Annotated in this window: 15 protein-coding genes; 9 read left to right on the plus strand and 6 right to left on the minus strand. The window is 66.3% G+C overall.

Translation table 11 applies throughout. The features are described 5' to 3' along the window. Window positions 1-17 precede the first annotated feature (17 nt). Together CYD53_RS08555 and CYD53_RS08560 are read right to left on the minus strand one after the other, a co-directional pair. On the minus strand, window positions 18-233 hold the full coding sequence (locus CYD53_RS08555; RefSeq protein WP_146055858.1) for a hypothetical protein: 216 nt from the start codon (window positions 231-233) through the stop codon (window positions 18-20). Next, the gene (locus CYD53_RS08560) at window positions 220-1,419 is read right to left on the minus strand and encodes a GNAT family N-acetyltransferase (RefSeq protein ID WP_103717657.1); all 1,200 of its coding nucleotides are present in this window, start codon (window positions 1,417-1,419) and stop codon (window positions 220-222) included. Before CYD53_RS08560 ends, CYD53_RS08555 begins: the two co-directional genes overlap by 14 nt. Before the next feature lie 271 nt (window positions 1,420-1,690). On the opposite strand from CYD53_RS08560, the gene CYD53_RS08565 reads away from it, so the two are divergent. Further along, entirely contained in the window at window positions 1,691-2,728 is a 1,038-nt protein-coding gene (locus tag CYD53_RS08565) for a LysR family transcriptional regulator (protein WP_103717658.1), read from the plus strand. A gap of 176 nt (window positions 2,729-2,904) precedes the next feature. Next, a complete protein-coding gene (locus tag CYD53_RS08570; RefSeq protein WP_103717659.1) occupies window positions 2,905-3,126 on the plus strand; it encodes a hypothetical protein in 222 nt (73 codons plus the stop codon). 88 nt (window positions 3,127-3,214) lie between these two features. Here the strand turns inward: CYD53_RS08570 and CYD53_RS08575 are convergent, their stop codons facing one another. The 4 genes from CYD53_RS08575 to CYD53_RS08590 all read right to left on the minus strand — a co-directional run bounded on the left by CYD53_RS08575 (window position 3,215) and on the right by CYD53_RS08590 (window position 7,103). After that, window positions 3,215-3,574, minus strand: coding sequence for a helix-turn-helix domain-containing protein (locus CYD53_RS08575; RefSeq protein WP_103717937.1), 360 nt, complete (start codon window positions 3,572-3,574; stop codon window positions 3,215-3,217). Between the two features lie 208 nt (window positions 3,575-3,782). Continuing rightward, window positions 3,783-5,306 (minus strand): aldehyde dehydrogenase, encoded by a 1,524-nt coding sequence (locus tag CYD53_RS08580; RefSeq protein ID WP_103717938.1) that lies wholly within the window; start codon window positions 5,304-5,306, stop codon window positions 3,783-3,785. A 23-nt stretch (window positions 5,307-5,329) separates the two neighbouring features. After that, window positions 5,330-6,685, minus strand: a complete 1,356-nt coding sequence (locus tag CYD53_RS08585; RefSeq protein ID WP_103717660.1) for an NAD(P)/FAD-dependent oxidoreductase — start codon at window positions 6,683-6,685, stop codon at window positions 5,330-5,332. Continuing rightward, window positions 6,672-7,103: a Rid family hydrolase gene (locus CYD53_RS08590; RefSeq protein WP_103717661.1), complete on the minus strand. Its 432-nt coding sequence runs from the start codon at window positions 7,101-7,103 to the stop codon at window positions 6,672-6,674. Before CYD53_RS08590 ends, CYD53_RS08585 begins: the two co-directional genes overlap by 14 nt. A gap of 278 nt (window positions 7,104-7,381) precedes the next feature. Between CYD53_RS08590 and CYD53_RS08595 the strand changes: the two genes are divergently transcribed. The 7 genes from CYD53_RS08595 to CYD53_RS08625 all read left to right on the plus strand — a co-directional run bounded on the left by CYD53_RS08595 (window position 7,382) and on the right by CYD53_RS08625 (window position 15,860). Beyond that, window positions 7,382-8,521: an NAD(P)/FAD-dependent oxidoreductase gene (locus CYD53_RS08595; protein WP_103717662.1), complete on the plus strand. Its 1,140-nt coding sequence runs from the start codon at window positions 7,382-7,384 to the stop codon at window positions 8,519-8,521. Window positions 8,522-8,583: 62 nt separating this feature from the next. After that, window positions 8,584-10,242 (plus strand): peptide ABC transporter substrate-binding protein, encoded by a 1,659-nt coding sequence (locus CYD53_RS08600; RefSeq protein WP_103717663.1) that lies wholly within the window; start codon window positions 8,584-8,586, stop codon window positions 10,240-10,242. An 18-nt stretch (window positions 10,243-10,260) separates the two neighbouring features. Then, entirely contained in the window at window positions 10,261-11,211 is a 951-nt protein-coding gene (locus CYD53_RS08605) for an ABC transporter permease (RefSeq protein ID WP_103717664.1), read from the plus strand. A gap of 3 nt (window positions 11,212-11,214) precedes the next feature. Beyond that, the gene (locus tag CYD53_RS08610; RefSeq protein ID WP_425428274.1) at window positions 11,215-12,105 is read left to right on the plus strand and encodes an ABC transporter permease; all 891 of its coding nucleotides are present in this window, start codon (window positions 11,215-11,217) and stop codon (window positions 12,103-12,105) included. Between the two features lie 87 nt (window positions 12,106-12,192). Then, window positions 12,193-13,095 (plus strand): LysR substrate-binding domain-containing protein, encoded by a 903-nt coding sequence (locus CYD53_RS08615; protein WP_103717665.1) that lies wholly within the window; start codon window positions 12,193-12,195, stop codon window positions 13,093-13,095. A 157-nt stretch (window positions 13,096-13,252) separates the two neighbouring features. Continuing rightward, the gene (locus CYD53_RS08620) at window positions 13,253-14,452 is read left to right on the plus strand and encodes a serine hydrolase domain-containing protein (protein WP_103717940.1); all 1,200 of its coding nucleotides are present in this window, start codon (window positions 13,253-13,255) and stop codon (window positions 14,450-14,452) included. Window positions 14,453-14,615: 163 nt separating this feature from the next. Then, complete coding sequence (locus CYD53_RS08625; protein WP_103717666.1) at window positions 14,616-15,860, plus strand: Zn-dependent hydrolase; 1,245 nt, start codon at window positions 14,616-14,618, stop codon at window positions 15,858-15,860. Window positions 15,861-15,928 lie beyond the last annotated feature (68 nt).

Consider the following 15,928-nt stretch of genomic DNA (forward strand, 5'->3'; position numbering starts at 1 on the left):
TCGCAGCGGGTTTCGCGTCACATCAATCTGGCCGCGCGTCCGTTCAGAGAGGCGACCTCGCCTCTCAGGATCATCTTGCTGGCAAGCAGCTCCCCCTTCGCCAGGCCCAGCAGTGCGGTTGCAACCGCGCTCACCTTGACGGCTTCCTCGATGAGATATTCGGTCATCCCGATCATTGCATCGATCTCGGCTTCGGAGATCGCTGTCGGCTGCGTGATGTCAGTCGGCGGCATCATTCACTCCTTGTAGTCGTCCGTAGATCAGGGGTGGCCAGGAATCTGTCCCGCAGGAGGGGGACTCCCCGTAGAAGGGATTGACGCAGCCGGGGATATCCTTGTCGGGATAGAGCGTGGTCGGGCTCACACCCGGGATCCATTCGCCGGAACCGAGGGATTTATCGGGGAGATCGGGGGTCTCCGCCCTGGCTTCCAGCGGGCCGGGACGGTCCCATTGGCCTTCCGGTCGGACGAGCACTGCGGCGCCCGAATCGGGCGTAAGCCGCCGGTCTGACGGTTCGGTGACGAGGTCCATCTCGTAATAGACCTCGTCGGTCAGATAGGAGAGGCCCGAGCCCGGGCGGCGCTTGAATCCGAAGCGCTCCCAGATCTTCGAGACCGGGAAGGCGGCCTGCCCGTAGAAGCGCCGATAGCCCTTGTCCTGGCCGAAGGCGAGCGCCGCCCGCACCAGATCGAGCGCCAGGCCGCCCCGGCAGCGCGGCAGGACAGCAAGCCGCTCGATCTTGATGAAGTCGGCCCAGTAACGCAGCCGGATGCAGCCCGCCGGCTCGTCGCCGACATAGCCGAGCAGATGTGTCGCCGTGTAGTCGTTGCCGTCGACGTCCTCGGCATAGGGAACGCTACGGTCCTCGACATAGGCGGCTCCGCGAATGGCAATGCATTTGAGGAGGTCGTCGGCGGAGTGCACGACGGTGACGGAGGTCTTCTTCGTGCCGGCGTTCAGGCCCGGAATGAAGTTGTCATAGGGCCTGCGGCCGGCGGCAGGGTCGGGCAGGGCGCAGCTCATCAGCTGGTAGGATTTCAACCCGTCATAGGCTGCGCCCATGACGAACCCCATCTTCTCGAAGAAGGTCTGAGCCTTCCTGTTCGCCGGTTTGCAGAAGACCGGCAGGCCCCGGTTCTTGTCGCTGGTCATGCGCTCCATCACGAGCGAGATGCCGCCGCCCTGACCCTCCGGGAGGTAGATGAACCAGAAGTAGAGCACGGCGGCACGTTCGCTGGGCCGGCAGATGAACTTCAGATCGGGGTTGGCGGTGTCCAGTGCGCCGGTGAAGAGCGCACGCGCGCCAGCCTGATTCAGCGGCAGATGCGCCAGGATACCGATCGGCGTGGCCTTGGGGTCGTCAGACCAGCCGCGCGAGAAAGCTGAAATCGTATCCGGATTATGCTGAAACACGTTCATAACCCGCTCAAGAGTTGACAGGCCGGGTATATCGGCGCTTGCCATTCTCATTGAATAGTCGATGATTCCCTTTGTCGGGCTGAACGTCGTGTATCCACGCCCGTATTTCGTGTAGTCGAGCGTGCGGAAATTGCGCTGAGTTTGCGCAATATTGAAGTGCTCCTTCAGCGAATAGTGGAACCCCATGACGCAAATCCTTCTGGATACGAGGAACTAGGTACGCAACAAGGTTAGATTAACCTTAATCTCTGGAGTCGGGGATAAGTCGAAAATGAGGCACGTGGTTTCCAAAAGTTCTCACCCCCCGGGTGGGAATGAGGTGAATTTCAATTGGGACGACATTCGAATCTTTCTGAAACTCGCGCGGCTTGGCAGCATCCGCGCCGTTGCTGCGGCGACCGGGCACTCCGCGAAGGCGCTCCGCAGCCGAATCATGGACCTCGAAGCGCAGACCGGTGCGGTCCTGTTCCACCGTTCGGCCGCCGGCGTGTCGCTGACCAAGACCGGTGAGCGCCTGATTGCGGCGGCGGAGGAAATCCAGAAGCAGGCCAAGGTCTTCGGCGCGCTCTCGATGCGGGGCAGGCGGGACCTGAAGCCGACTGCGCGCGTCGGCATCACCGAGGGCCTCGGCGCCTTCTGGCTGACGCCGATGTTCGGCAATCTGCGTCGGGCCCATCCCGACATCCAGTTCGATATGAAATGCTCGATGACGGCGCCGAACATCTCGGAGCTGGAGGTCGACCTGGCGATCCAGTTGGACAAGCCGACGGACCCCAATCTGATCGTCCGGCGTATCGGCTATCTCCACGTCGTCCTCTATGCGGCGCAGAGCTATGTCGAGGAATACGGAGCGCCGGCCAGCAAGGCTGACATCGCCGACTACCACTTCGTCGAGATCGAGGCTCCGCAGATCAGGAGCGAGAGGGTCGAGGAGGAAATGACCCGAGAGGACAAGCGCCGCTTCGTCAATATGCGGGTCGATATCAGCTCCGCCCAGTTCGTGGCGGCACTGAGCGGCTGGGGCGTGACGGCTCTGCCGACCTATGCGCCCATCGTCTCGAGCGGGCTCGTCCATGTCGCCAAGGACTTCGCCCTCCGGCGGGATATCTGGCTCGCCTACCACCCGCAGGCGGCCGAGCTGCGCCATATCCGGCAGACGATCGACTGGGTCGTGCAGTCCTTCGACGCCTCGCTATATCCCTGGTTCCGCGAGGAATTCGTCAGTCCCGCCGAGATAGAACACTACATGGAGCGCAAGAAAATAATGAGTTTCTTCACTCCGGGAGCGGTGACGAGGCTGGCCTCGTAGATTTATCCAGCTTGCCTCTCGAGAGCCGGATGACTTCAGCTGGGATCACCAAGTGATCCCAGCTGAGTCTGAAGCGGTCTTTCATCGAAAAGTTAGGGCAGGATGCGAAAAACCGGCTCCCGGATTTTCGCATCCTGCTCTAAATTCCCGCCGCTGTTTGCGTTCGAGGCGCGCTTATGACGAAGGCTAAGGACAAGGCCAAGGCTCAGGCGCTGACGATCCTCGCGAAGGATATTCCGAAACTGGCGGCGGCAGCGAATATCCTCGGAAGCCCCTTGCTCTGCAGCATCCTGGAGCGCGCCCAGAAAGAGGTCGAGATCGAGCTCGCGAAACTTGAGGGCGCACAGGCTTCGCTGGCCGCCGGCGGGATTCGTGGCCAGAGCTCGCTCGACCGGTAAGGACTTGGCGCTGCTATCGCGTCTTAGAGGAAAGCGGACCTCGGTTCGCTCGGAATCGCGCTAAAACAGTGCTCTTGCGTTCGAACGCTCAGGTGCTCCCGTCGTCGTCCTCGGCCATCGCCTCGACCAACTCGACGACGCGCCGCCTGACGCGGTCGCTCTTGATCCGCATCAGGGCCTTGGTCAGCTGCACGCCTTCGCTGGTCGTCAGGAAGTCGGAGACATAGGCCGTCGAGGCGGCGGCCGAGAAGCGGCCATCGGGCATGTCACCGGAAGGGGCGCCTTCGAAGAAGAAGGACACGTGCACGTCGAGCACCTTGGCGATCTGCTGCAGGCGGCTGGCACTTATGCGGTTGGTGCCTTTTTCGTATTTCTGGATCTGCTGGAAGGTCAGGCCGAGCGCATCGCCGAGCCGCTCCTGGCTGACCTTCAAAAGCATCCTGCGCATGCGGACACGGCTTCCGACATGCTTGTCGATCGGATTTGGAATTTTTCTTTCGACCGGCGCGCCGAGTGCGGAGTTCTGAACGTTCACGCGGCACCTCCCCCGAAAGCTAGCCTCTATGCGACAGCTAGCACTGTGATGACCAACGGGACAGCCTACAAGCACGATAAAATTCGTTATTGTATAAAGTAGCTGCGTTCGCGCGCCGGGCTCAGCCGGGGATCGAGGTGTATTTGCCGTCGAGGCTGATCCAGATCGTCTTCGTCTGGAGATATTGGGCCATCGCCTCCGTGCCCTTGTCGCGCGCGAGCGAACCGGAGCGCTTATAGCCGCCGAACGGCGTCTTCAGGTCGCCTTCGGTGAAGCCGTTGACCGCAATGGTGCCGCAGGCCAAGCGCCGCGCCATGAACAGGGCCCGGTCGATATCCCTGGTGTAGACCGTCGCATGCAGCCCGTATTCGCTGCCATTGGCGACCGTGAGCGCCTGCTCGATGCCGTCGACCGGCATCACGCCGAGCACCGGCCCGAAAATCTCTTCCCGCGCGATCGTCATCCCCGGGGCAAGATCGGCGAAGACCGTCGGCCCCAGGAAGCTGCCCGGCGCATCGCTGTCGAAAGCTGAGCCCGAGAGCACCGCCCTCGCGCCTTCGCGATGGCCGCTCTCGACATGGTCGAGCACGCGGCGGCGATGCTCCCGGGTGATCAGCGGGCCGAGCTCGGTTGCGGGGTCGAGCGGTGCGCCGATGACGAGGGCCTTGGCGCGTGCGACGACGCGATCGAGGAACTCTTCCTGCCGTGACCGATCGACGATCTGGCGCATATTTGCCGAGCAGTTCTGGCCGCCATTCCAGAAGGCGGCCATGACTGCGTTGTCGATCATCTCAGGCGACAACTCGGCGTCGTCGAGGACGATGAAGGGGCTCTTGCCGCCCATTTCGAGCCCGATCGACTTCAGGTTGCTGTCGGCGGCGTAGCGCAGGAACAGCCGCCCGACCTCGGTCGAACCGGTGAATGAGACGGCGTCGATATCGCCATGGCGGCCGATTGCCGCCCCGGCGGTTTCGCCCAGCCCCGGCAGGATGTTGAGCACGCCGGCGGGTATGCCGGCTTCCTCGGCGAGTTCGGCCAGCCGCAGGATCGATAGCGAGGTCTGCTCGGCTGGCTTGACGAGGACGGAGCAGCCGCTGGCCAAAGCCGGGGCCAGCTTCCAGGCGGCCATCAGCAAGGGGAAATTCCAGGGCAGCACCGCCGCCACGACGCCGATCGGCTCACGCACGATCATCGCGCAGGCCTGCTCGCCGGTCGGCGCGACCTTGCCGAAGCTCTTGTCGATCAGCTCGGCATACCACTGGAAGGTGTCGGGCACCTCGATCGCGATCTCATTCAGGCAGTCCCTGATCGGCTTGCCGCTGTCGAGGCTTTCGAGCACGGCGAGTTCGGTGCTGTTGGCGCGGATCAGCTCGGCGAAACGCAGCAGGACGGCCTTGCGCGCCTCGGGCGCGATGCGCGACCAGACGCCGCTCCTGAAGGCGCGCCGCGCGGCCGCCACAGCGCGGTCGACGTCCTCGGCCTGGCAATGGGCGACGGCCGCGAGAACCTGCCCAGTCGCCGGGTTGACCGTCTCGATCACCGCGCCCGACTTCGCCGCGACGAAGCGGCCATCGATGAAGGCCTTGGTCGGAAGCGGGAGCCTGTCGGCGACGGCTTGGTAAAAGGCCGGGCTTTCATGGATCATGGCGATCTCCGTGCGGCGATTGGTCAAAGCGGCGCGTGCGGGCGCGAATAGGCGCCCTTGACGAAGCGATCGAGCGGGAACGGCAGGATCGCCTCACCGGCCTGTTCGCCCGCGGCAAGCCGGGCGACATGGCGGCCGACGGCGGGGCCGAGGCCGAAGCCGTGGCCCGAGAACCCGGTTGCGACGATCAGGCCGGGAACTGTCCGTGGCGCGTCGATGACGGGCAGCGCGTCCGGCAGCACATCGATCTGCCCGGCCCAGGATTTCACGATCCGGGCCTGGCCGGCGCCCTCGAACAGGCGCGCGAACAGCCCGGCCGTATCGGCGGCCCTTTGCGCATTGGCGGGAATCCGCGGGCGCCGCGGCGTGACCAGGCGCTCATGCTCCGGCAGGGCGATGCGGGCATGGACATCGTCGATGAAGGGGCGGCCGAGCCGCAGGGCGAAGCCTTTGCGGTGCCTGAGCAGTTCGGGCAGGAAATAGCCGGCGGCGCGCATCGAATCGAGCGTCACATCGATATCGGAGCTGGAATCGGCGGCGAGGATGCAGGAGCCGTCCGCCCGCTGGCGCAGGCCGAGCCCGAAGCCGCAGAAACAGGGCGCGCTCAATTCCGCCACGGGCGCGGTCAGCGAGACCGTGCTGCGGACGATCTGCTGCGGCAGCGTCAGGCCGAGCGGCTTGAGGAAGCGATGCGCCTGCGCGCCCGCCGCGCAGACCACGGTCGCGCAGCCGATCAGCCCATGCTCGGTCAGTACGCCGGTGATGCGCCCGCCCGTCGTCTCGATGGCAAGCGCGCCGCAATCCTCCAGGATGAGGGCGCCCTTGTCCTCGGCGGCGCGTGCAAGCGCCAGCGTCGCCAGCGCTGGCTCGGCTTGTCCGTCCGAGGCCGTGAAGAGCGCGCCGGGAACCTTGCTCGCGAGCGCCGGCAGCAAGTCGCGGGCCTCGTCGCAATTCAGCATCCGCGCATCCCTGGCGATCTCCCTGGTCGCCGCCTGCCACTGCGCGAAGGTCTCATACTCAGCCTCGTTCTCGGCGACGAAGACGCAGCCGCTGCGGCGCCAGCCGATCTCGCGGCCAAGCTCCCGTTCCAGCGTCGGCCAGATCGAGAGCGCCTCGACCGCCAGCGGCAATTCGGCCGGGTCGCGGTATTGCGTACGCACGAAGCCCCAATTGCGGCCCGACTGCTGGGAAGCGATCTTGTCGCGCTCGACCAGCGCGACGCTCAGGCCCTTCCGCGACAATTCATAGGCGCAGGACGCCCCGACGATGCCACCGCCGATGATGACGGCATCGACCCGATGGGGAAAGGCGCAGGGCCGCGGCCCGATCTGCGCGATCACATCGTCGGGCACATGCGAATAGAGACTAAGCGCCGGCATCGCTGACGGCGTCCATGTCCATCTCGACGACGATCGCCGGGTCGAACAGCCCGGCCTCGACCGTGGTGCAGGCTGGGTCGATGCCGCGGAAGGTCTCGGCGAAGACCGCCATCACGGTCTCGTAGTGTTCCGCACCGGAGATATACATCCGCACGCGTACGACGTCAGTCAGGCTCGCACCGGCCTGGGCGAAGGCCGTCGCTGCATTCGTGAAAAGCTGCAGCGTCTGTTCGCGTGCGCCTGCCGGCAGCGTGCTCGTCGCATAGTCGTAGCCGGTCGTGCCGGAGAGCATGATATGCGGCCCGACCACCACCGCGCGGCTGTAGCTGTAGCGCCGCTCGAATTCGCTGCCGGACGAGATCCGGCGGCGGCCGCTTGGGGCGGTCTTCGAATGTGGGGCGGTCTTCAAATCGGGCATGGTCGCTATCCGCCTATCCGTGAGGGTCGTATGGCCTCAGGGATCACGCCGGATGCCGGCCGTGTCGATTTCAATAATTGGAGGCGGGGGCCGAGGAATTCGGGGGCTGGCCTCGGTTTTTGCGCGGTCGGCTTCGATTAATTGTCATCGACAACGAGTGGGGGCGGTGACCTCCTTGCGGCATGGCGAGCCGGCTGCGCCGACAGGCCGCCCTGCCGGGGAGGCAGGTCGTGCCGCGAGAAAAGCAGGCTGCGCCACGAGAAAGGTTGAGAAGCGAGATGCAGGCGGATGTCATCATCATCGGAGGAGGGATCGCCGGCGCGTCCGCCGCCTATTTCCTGTCCGGTCAAGGCTCTGTCGTCCTGATCGAGCGCGAGGCGCATTTCGGCTATCACAGCTCCGGCCGCACTGCGGCGCAGTTCACCGTCGGCATCAGCGCCGGCACGATGCGGCGCCTGGCCCAGGCGAGCCGCGCTTTCCTGGAAAGCCCGCCGCCCGGCTTCGCCGAGGAGCGCATCCTGACGCCGCGCGGTTGCCTGACCGTCGCCCGGGCCCGGCAGGAGCAGTCCCTCTGGCGCCTGCACGACAATCTGGTCTCGGTCGGAGCCCGGGCGCAGCATCTCGACCGGGCCGGGGCGCTGGCTCTGTTCCCGGCCCTGGTCGCCGAGCATGTCGATGCCGGAATCTATGAGCCCGACGCGATGGATATCGACGTCAACACGCTGCTCCAGGGCTATCTGCGCGGCGCCAAGGCCAGGGGCGCGCAATTGCTCGCCGGCGCCAACATCGCCGCGATCGAGCGCAAGGGAGGCCAATGGCTGGTCTCGCTCGATGGCCAGCAGCTGCACGCGCCGCTCCTGCTCAATGCGGCGGGCGCCTGGGTCGATCAGGTTGCAGGGCTCGCCGGGGTGGCGCCGCTCGGCGTCGTCCCGCACCGCCGCACTGCCTTCACCTTCGCCTCGCCCGCAGGTCTCGGCACGGCGGCCTGGCCCCATGTCAGCAATGTCGACTACCGCTGGTATGTGAAGCCCGAGACCGGCTGCCTGATGGGCAGCCTCGCCGATTCGGTCGCAACCGAGCCGGGCGATGTCCACCCCGAGGATATCGACGTCGCACAGGCGATCTACAATATCGAGCAGGACACCAGCTTCAGGGTCGGGCGTCCGCTCAGCCAATGGGCGGGCCTGCGCAATTTCACCGCCGACAAGAACCCTGTCGCGGGGGCTCGCGCCGCCGACGCCGAGGGCTTCTTCTGGCTCGCCGGGCAGGGCGGTTGCGGCATCCTGACCTCGCCGGCCATGGGGCAGGCGATCGCAGCAATCATGTTCGGTCGGGATCTGCCGGAGGGGCTGCGCGCGCTCGGTGTGTCCACTGCGGATCTGTCGCCGCAGCGGGAGACGCTGCGCCCCGCTGCCTGAGCGCTGCGCTCAATCATCGTCGAGGCTGAACACAGCCCGTTCAACACAAGGGGATAAAGACCATGGCCAGCAGGAATTCGGACGTCGCGAGCCCGACGCGGCGGGGAGTGATCGCGCTCGGCGCGGGAGCGGCACTCGGGCTCGGGCGCGCCACATCGGGTTTCGCCCAGGCGCGCCCACCCGCAGGCCCGCGCGGCCAGGTCGTCGCCGGCATCTCGCAGGAGCCGACCGTCTTCAACCCGCTGATGCCCGGCAGCGAGGTCGATCAGGGCGTCTGGTGGCAGGTCTTCAGCCCGCTCTGGTACATCGACCCCCAGGGCAAGCTGGTCGCCGATCTCGCCCGCGAGGTGCCCTCGCTTGGGAATGGCGGTCTGTCAGCCGACGGATTGGTCTGGAAGGTCAAGCTGCGCAGCGACGCGAAATGGCATGACGGCACGCCGTTTACGGCCGAGGACGTCAAATACACGCTCGATCTGATCAACAATCCCGGCTTCCGTGTCCGCAACCGCGTCGGCCACGGCCTCGTCCGGGACATCAGCATCGTCGCGCCCGACGAGATCCATTGGCGCATGGAAAGCCCCTATTCGCCCTATCTCTCGATCCTGGCGCTGACCTTCATCGTGCCCAGGCACATCCTGGAGAAGGCGAGCGATCCCAACACCGCACCCTTCAACAGCGCGCCGGTCGGTACCGGTCCCTTCCGTTGGGGCGAGCGGGTGGCGGGCGACCATATCCTGCTGCAGGCGAACCCCGCCTATCACGGGCAAGGCCCGCATCTCGAACGCGTCGTCTTCAAATACATCCCCGATCTGACGATGCTCTACACGCAGTTCCGCACCGGGCAGGTCGATTATCTCGGGCTGTCCGGTATCTCGGCGCATTTCGTGAGGGAGGCGCAAGGCCTGCGCGGCCGCAAGGTCTCGCTCTCGCCGACAGCCTTCGTCGAGCATATCGCGCTTAATCTCGAATACGGCCCCTTCACCGAGAAGGCGGTGCGCGAGGCGCTCTATCTCGCGATGAACAAGCAGGCGCGCATCGATGCGCTCTACTACGGCCTGCCGGTGCCGACGGAATCCTTCCTGCCGCAGCAATCCTGGGCCTATGCCGACACGCTGCCGGTCCATCGCCACGACCCCGCCAAGGCGAAAGCGCTGCTCGACGCGGCAGGCTGGGTGCGCGGCTCGGACGGCATCCGCGCCAAGGGTGGCGTCAGGCTCGAATTCACCAATTCCACGACCGTCGGCAATCCCGGCCGCGAACAGTCCCAGCAATTGCTGGCGCAGGATTGGCAGGCCGTCGGCGCGGCCATGCGCATCAGCAACATGCCCGCTGCGGTGATCTGGGGCGAGTTCTGGCAGAAGTCGAAATTCCAGTCGGTGATGGTCGGTTCGAACTTCATGCAGGGCAGCGACCCCGACGTGACGCCGCGCTTCAGCAGCAAGGCCATTCCCGCCAAGGGCGGCAGCGGCCTCAATACCTGCCAGTTCCAGAACGCCGAAGTCGACACGCTCCTGGCGCAGGGCGCGACGCAGTTCGACCAGGCGGCGCGCAAGGCCACCTATGGCCGCATCCAGCAGATCATCCGCGACGATCTCGCTCTGCTGCCGATCTACCAGACCGTGATGGCGGAGGGGCTCAAGGACGGTCTGCAGGGCTTCGCCTCCAACATCAACTGCTCGTCGAACTGCTGGAACATGCGGTCTTGGTACTGGGCCTCGTGATGCTGCGGGCGCGCTGAGATGGGGCGTTATCTCCTGCAGCGCCTGGGGCAGTGCCTGCTGCTCCTGGCGCTGGTCTCGATGATCGGCTTCGCGATCCTGCACCTGGCACCGGGCGGGCCCTTGTCGCAATTCGCGCTCTCCTCGCAGATGTCGCAGGAGGATCTCGATCGGATCACCCGCCAGCTCGGGCTCGACCGGCCGCTACCAGCGCAATATCTCGATTGGCTCTGGCGAATGCTGCGCGGCGATTGGGGTTTGTCCTTTCGCGACGGCGCTCCCGTCTCCGCCGTCATCGGTTCGCATCTGCGCGCGACTTTCGAGCTCATGGCCGTCTCGACCGTGATCGCGATCGGGCTCGGCTGCTGGATCGGCATCCTCGGCGCGACCAGGCGCTATTCCCTGTTCGACACGCTGGCGACGATCGGCGCCATGGTCGCGCTCTCGATCCCGACCTTCTGGTTCGGGCTGATCGCGATCTATCTCTTCTCCGTCCAGCTCGGCTGGCTGCCGGCCGGCAACCGCCAGACGATCGGGGACGGCTCGCCGCTCGATCTCCTGCACCATCTCATCGCGCCGGCCCTGGTGCTGGCGCTGGTCGAGACCGCGATCTGGGCCCGCTTCATGCGCTCGGCCATGCTGGAGGTGATCGGCCAGGACTATATCCGCACCGCGCGCGCCAAGGGCCTGCCGGAGCGCCAGGTGCTGCGCGGCCATGCGACGCGCAACGCGCTCTTGCCGATGATCACGTTGGCGGGGCTGCAATTCCCGACCTTGCTCGGCGGCGCGCTGGTGACCGAGACCGTCTTCACCTGGCCGGGCATGGGCCGGCTCTTCCTCGATTCCATCGAGTACCGCGATTACCCGGTCGTGATGGGCATCCTGATGTTTTCCGCCGTCATGGTGCTGCTCGGCTCGCTCTTGGCCGACATGCTCTATGCCGTCGCCGACCCGCGCATCCGGATGGGCTGAATCATGGCGACCATGCAAACGCTGCTCGACGACACCGCCCTGGCGCCGCCGCCTGCCGAGAACGCCGCCTGGCGCCGCTTCCGCCGGCACAAGCTCGCCATGGCCGGGGCGGTGACGATCATCCTGCTGTTCCTGGGTTCCTTCTTCGGCCCCTATCTCCTGCCTTTCGACGACACCCGCATCGACGTGATGCATCGCTTCGCCTGGCCGCTCTCGGGCGCGCATTGGCTGGGCACCGACGAACTCGGCCGCGATATCCTCGCGCGCCTGATGATGGGCGGGCGCATCTCGCTCTCCATCGGCTTTATGGCGATGGTGATCGCCGTGGTCGCCGGCACCACGATCGGGACGGTCGCCGGATATTACGGCGGCATCATCGGTTCGCTCCTGATGCGCTTCGTCGATGCGGTCTTGTGCTTCCCGACGATCTTCCTGCTGCTGGCGCTGGCGGCGCTGGTCGAGCCCAGCCTGGTCTCGATGACGCTGCTCGTCGCCGCGACGGCCTGGATGAACGTCGCCCGCATCGTCGAGGGCCAGATCCGCTCGCTGCGCGAGCAGGATTACGCGGTCGCGGCCAAGGCCATGGGCGCCTCCGATTGGCGCGTCATGCTCCGCTCGCTGCTGCCCAATGCGATGGCGGCGATCGTGGTCGCGGCCACGCTCAACGTCGCCAAGGCGATCCTGCTCGAATCCTATGTCAGCTTCCTCGGCTATGGCATCCAGCCGCCGGTGGCGAGCTGGGGCAACATGCTCAACAACGCCCAGATCTACCTGACCAGCGCGCCCTGGCTTGCAATCCTGCCGGGGCTGGCGATCACGCTCGCCGTCACCAGCTTCAACTTCGTCGGCGACGGGCTGCGTGATGCGCTCGACCCGCGCATGGACATCCGATGAGCGGGCTGGCCCCTGCGGCGCGTCGATGGCGAGACAAAAGCCGGCTCGTCATGCGATGTTGCGGCGCCTGAAAGGCTGGAAACCGTCATGACACGCCGTCTGCCATCATTGAACGCCCTGCGCTGCTTCGAGGTCGTCGCGGCCCAGCTCAGCATCAAGAAGGCGGCCTTGTCCCTGCATGTCAGCGAAAGCGCGGTCAGCCGCCAGGTGCGCATCCTGGAGGAGCAGCTCGGCACGCCGCTCTTCATCCGCACCCATAACGGCCTCGAGATCACCGATGCCGGCCAGCGCCTCGCCATGGGCGTCAAGGAGGCCTTCGACCACATCGCCCGCGCCGTCGATCCCTTCCAGAGCGACCGCGACGCGGTGACGATCAAGGTGCTGCCGACCTTCGCCCTGCGCTGGCTCTTCCCGCGCCTGCGCGCCTTCCAGGCCCAGCATCCGCTGATCAAGGTCAATGTCCAGACCCGCCTCAACGACATGACGCTGAACGACACCGACGCCGATCTCGGCATCCGCTACGGCATCGGCAACTGGCCGCAGGACTGCGCCACGGAGCTTTATCCGGAATGGATCCTGCCGGTCTGCGCGCCGGGCTATCTGTCGGGCAGCGATTGCCCCGACGGTGATCTCGAGCGGGCGACGCTGCTGCACCCGCTGCCCGACAGGCAGGACTGGCTGACCTGGTCGGAGAAGGCCGGATACCCGCTGGACACGCGCAAGGGGCTCGATTTCGACGCCCTCGACATGGCGCTCAGCGCAGCCGAGGCCGGGCTTGGCGTCGCGATGACGGATGTCGTGCTCGCCCATGAGGCGCTCGAGACCGGCCGGCTCGTCGCACCCATGCGCAAGGCGGTGCCGACGGGGGCGTCCTACTATCTCGTGCGCCCGCCGGATATGCGCCGGCGGCGGCAGGTCAAACTGCTCGACGAGTGGATCTGCGACGAGATCGGCGCGGCGCGCGACACCGTCCGCCTCTACATGCAATGAGCCTCGATGCGGTGACGCCGGCCCGCCCCAGCTTTTCCGCTGCGGGGCTGCGATTATTGACATCGACAGTGCAGCCTCCTTCCGGTCTCTGTGACGCCGACGGTGCCCGGATGCGCCTGCCGCGCTCTCGGGCCATTTCATGATGCTGGATGGTCCGATGACCCCTATCGATCCCAAAATGGCGCCCAAGACGGCGATGCTGGAGAGGGCGACGCTCGCGAACTGGCGGACCGCACCCTTCTGCCAATGGAGCTTCCAGAACCTGGACAGGCTGGTGCCGACGGCGGTGATCAGCGAGAGCGGCCTGTCCGAGCCCGACGCCGGAAGCGCGCTTTTTGAGGGGATCGAGGTCGACTATCCCGACCGCCGGCGGCTTGCCTTGCGCGAGCATCTGACAGGCTCCGGCACTGATGCGCTCGTCGCCATGCGCGATGGCGAGGTCGTCGCCGAATGGTATGCGCCGCATCTCGACCCCGACCGGCCGCACACCGTCTTCTCGATCTCGAAATCGGTCACCGGCATGCTCGCCGGCATCGCCGTCGGCGAGGGCAAGCTCGATCCGGCCGCGCCGGTCTCGCATTACGTCGCCGCGCCCACCGGCAGCGCCTATGCGAGCGCGACCGTGCGCGACCTCCTCGACATGACCGTCGCACTGGATTTCGAGGAGAGCTATCTCGACACCACCGGCCTGTTCGACCGCTATCGCCGCGCGATGCTGTGGAATCCGGCGCGTCCCGGCGAAACGCCGGAGACGCTGGAGCAGGTCATGACCTCGCTCAACCGCAGCCCTGCCGAGCACGGCCAGGCCTTCTACTACGCCTCGCCCAATGCCGACATGCTCGGCCTGGTCATCGAGCGCGCCACCGGCACGCCCTATCACGCCTACCTTGCCGAGCGCCTGTGGCGGCCCATGGGCGCGAGCGGGGCGGCCTATGTCACGGTCGATCGCGCCGGAACCGCCCGCGCCAGCGGCGGCATCTGCGCGACGGCGCGCGATCTGGCGCGGTTCGGCCAGCTCGTCCTCGATGGTGGGCGGGCCCGCAACGGCAGGCAGGTCGTCCCCGCCGAATGGGTCGCCGACATGCGCACTCAAGGCGATCGCCGGGCCTGGGAGACTGGCAATTTCTGGGACATGTTCCTGGACGGGCGTTACCGCTCCTGCTGGTATCTTACCGGCAATCCGCGCGGCGCCTTCTGCGGCGTCGGCATCCATGGGCAATGGCTCTGGGTCGACCCCGAAAGCCGCCTGGTCCTGGTCAGGTTCTGCTCGCGCCCGGAGCCGAGCGAGGACGCCCTGTCCGAACGCGAGATCGGGGTTCTGAACCGGGTCGGCGAGGCGCTGCAGCGGGTCGGCTAGGGCTCGCTGCTTTTGCAGGGAGCCGCGCCGCCCCGGATATCAGGCATAGCCAATATCTATTTGCCAGAGGCCGGGCGCTCGCCAACTATCCTTGCCTGGACGGTGACCCAACCTGTCCGGCGAGCGATATCCTGCCGAAACGCATATCCGAGAGCAGATTGCCATGCCTGTGCCGAGCGACGCCCGCATCGACATCGAACGTTTCTGGACGACGATCGAGCGCTCCGCCGAGATCGGCCCGGGCCGCCCGGGCGGCCTGTCGCGCCTGGCGGCGTCGGATTCCGACAAGGAGGTGCGCGATCAGTTCGTCGCCTGGTGCCGCGAGGCCGGCTTGAGCGTCCGCGTCGACGGCATCGGCAACATCTTCGCCCGCCGGAGCGGAACCGAGGAGAGCCTGCCGCCGGTGGTGATGGGCAGCCATCTCGACACCCAGTTCAATGGCGGCCGTTTCGACGGCATCGCCGGCGTGCTGGCCGGGCTGGAGGTCTGCCGCACCCTCGATGCGCTGGGCCACCGCACGCGCCGGCCGATCGAGGTGGTCAACTGGACCAATGAGGAGGGCGCGCGCTTCTCGCCGCCCATGGTCGGCTCCGGCGCCTTCACCGGCGCCTATGCGCTTGACTGGGCGCGCGGGCGCACCGACGAGGACGGCAAGACGATCGGCGCGGAGCTCGCGCGCATCGGCTATCTCGGCGAGATGGAGGACAAGCCCCACGCCTTCGACGCCTATTTCGAGTTCCATATCGAGCAGGGCCCGATCCTCGATCGCGAGGGCATGCAGCTCGGCGTCGTCACAGGCGGCTTCCCGTCGACAGGCATGTTGGTCGAGTTCAAGGGCGAGACCGCCCATACCGGCCCCTGGCCGATGGAGCGGCGCAAGAACGCGCTGCTTGCCGGCGCGCGCTTCCTCGTGGCGGTCGACGATCTCGGTTGGGACCATGCCGGCAGCGGCGGCAAGGCCACCGCCGCGCGGCTCGTCGCCTGGCCCAACAAGCCGGGCATCCTCTCCGACTGGGCCCAGGCCGTCGGCGATGTCCGCCATCCCGACCCGGTGACCTCGGAGGTGATGGCCGAGCGCATGCGCCGCGCCGCTTTCGAGGCGGCAGCAAAAGCCGATTGCGGCGTCGAGATTCTCGATATCTGGAAATGGGGCGGGCGCATCTTCGCGCAGGAGCTGATCGATCAGGTCCGCGACTCGGCGGCGGCCCTCGGCTACCGCCACATGGATATACTGAGCCAGGCCGGGCACGACGCCTATTACATCGCCCGTCATGCGCCGGCGACGATGATCTTCGCCCCCTGCCAGGGCGGCATCACCCACAATAATGGCGAGCTCTGCACGCGCGAGGATCTGGAGCCGGGGCTGAACGTGCTGCTGCAATGCGTGCTGGAGCGCGCGGACCGCTAAAGCGTTTTCGAGTGAAGTGGCGCTGGATGAGGGGGCGCCGTGCCCTGTCCGGCTGGTGTCGTGTTCAG

It is taken from the genome of Allobosea psychrotolerans (genome assembly GCF_002917105.1).
Taxonomy (GTDB): Bacteria; Pseudomonadota; Alphaproteobacteria; order Rhizobiales; family Beijerinckiaceae; genus Allobosea; species Allobosea psychrotolerans.

Bases quoted from the DNA above. Each gene is read 5' to 3' on its own strand.
- CYD53_RS08555 (WP_146055858.1), bottom strand. From the start codon at position 233: ATGCCGCCGACTGACATCACGCAGCCGACAGCGATCTCCGAAGCCGAG.
- CYD53_RS08560 (WP_103717657.1), bottom strand. From the start codon at position 1,419: ATGAACGTGTTTCAGCATAATCCGGATACGATTTCAGCTTTCTCGCGC.
- CYD53_RS08565 (WP_103717658.1), top strand. From the start codon at position 1,691: ATGAGGCACGTGGTTTCCAAAAGTTCTCACCCCCCGGGTGGGAATGAG.
- CYD53_RS08570 (WP_103717659.1), top strand. From the start codon at position 2,905: ATGACGAAGGCTAAGGACAAGGCCAAGGCTCAGGCGCTGACGATCCTC.
- CYD53_RS08575 (WP_103717937.1), bottom strand. From the start codon at position 3,574: ATGCGCAGGATGCTTTTGAAGGTCAGCCAGGAGCGGCTCGGCGATGCG.
- CYD53_RS08580 (WP_103717938.1), bottom strand. From the start codon at position 5,306: ATGATCCATGAAAGCCCGGCCTTTTACCAAGCCGTCGCCGACAGGCTC.
- CYD53_RS08585 (WP_103717660.1), bottom strand. From the start codon at position 6,685: ATGCCGGCGCTTAGTCTCTATTCGCATGTGCCCGACGATGTGATCGCG.
- CYD53_RS08590 (WP_103717661.1), bottom strand. From the start codon at position 7,103: ATGCCCGATTTGAAGACCGCCCCACATTCGAAGACCGCCCCAAGCGGC.
- CYD53_RS08595 (WP_103717662.1), top strand. From the start codon at position 7,382: ATGCAGGCGGATGTCATCATCATCGGAGGAGGGATCGCCGGCGCGTCC.
- CYD53_RS08600 (WP_103717663.1), top strand. From the start codon at position 8,584: ATGGCCAGCAGGAATTCGGACGTCGCGAGCCCGACGCGGCGGGGAGTG.
- CYD53_RS08605 (WP_103717664.1), top strand. From the start codon at position 10,261: ATGGGGCGTTATCTCCTGCAGCGCCTGGGGCAGTGCCTGCTGCTCCTG.
- CYD53_RS08610 (WP_425428274.1), top strand. From the start codon at position 11,215: ATGGCGACCATGCAAACGCTGCTCGACGACACCGCCCTGGCGCCGCCG.
- CYD53_RS08615 (WP_103717665.1), top strand. From the start codon at position 12,193: ATGACACGCCGTCTGCCATCATTGAACGCCCTGCGCTGCTTCGAGGTC.
- CYD53_RS08620 (WP_103717940.1), top strand. From the start codon at position 13,253: ATGACCCCTATCGATCCCAAAATGGCGCCCAAGACGGCGATGCTGGAG.
- CYD53_RS08625 (WP_103717666.1), top strand. From the start codon at position 14,616: ATGCCTGTGCCGAGCGACGCCCGCATCGACATCGAACGTTTCTGGACG.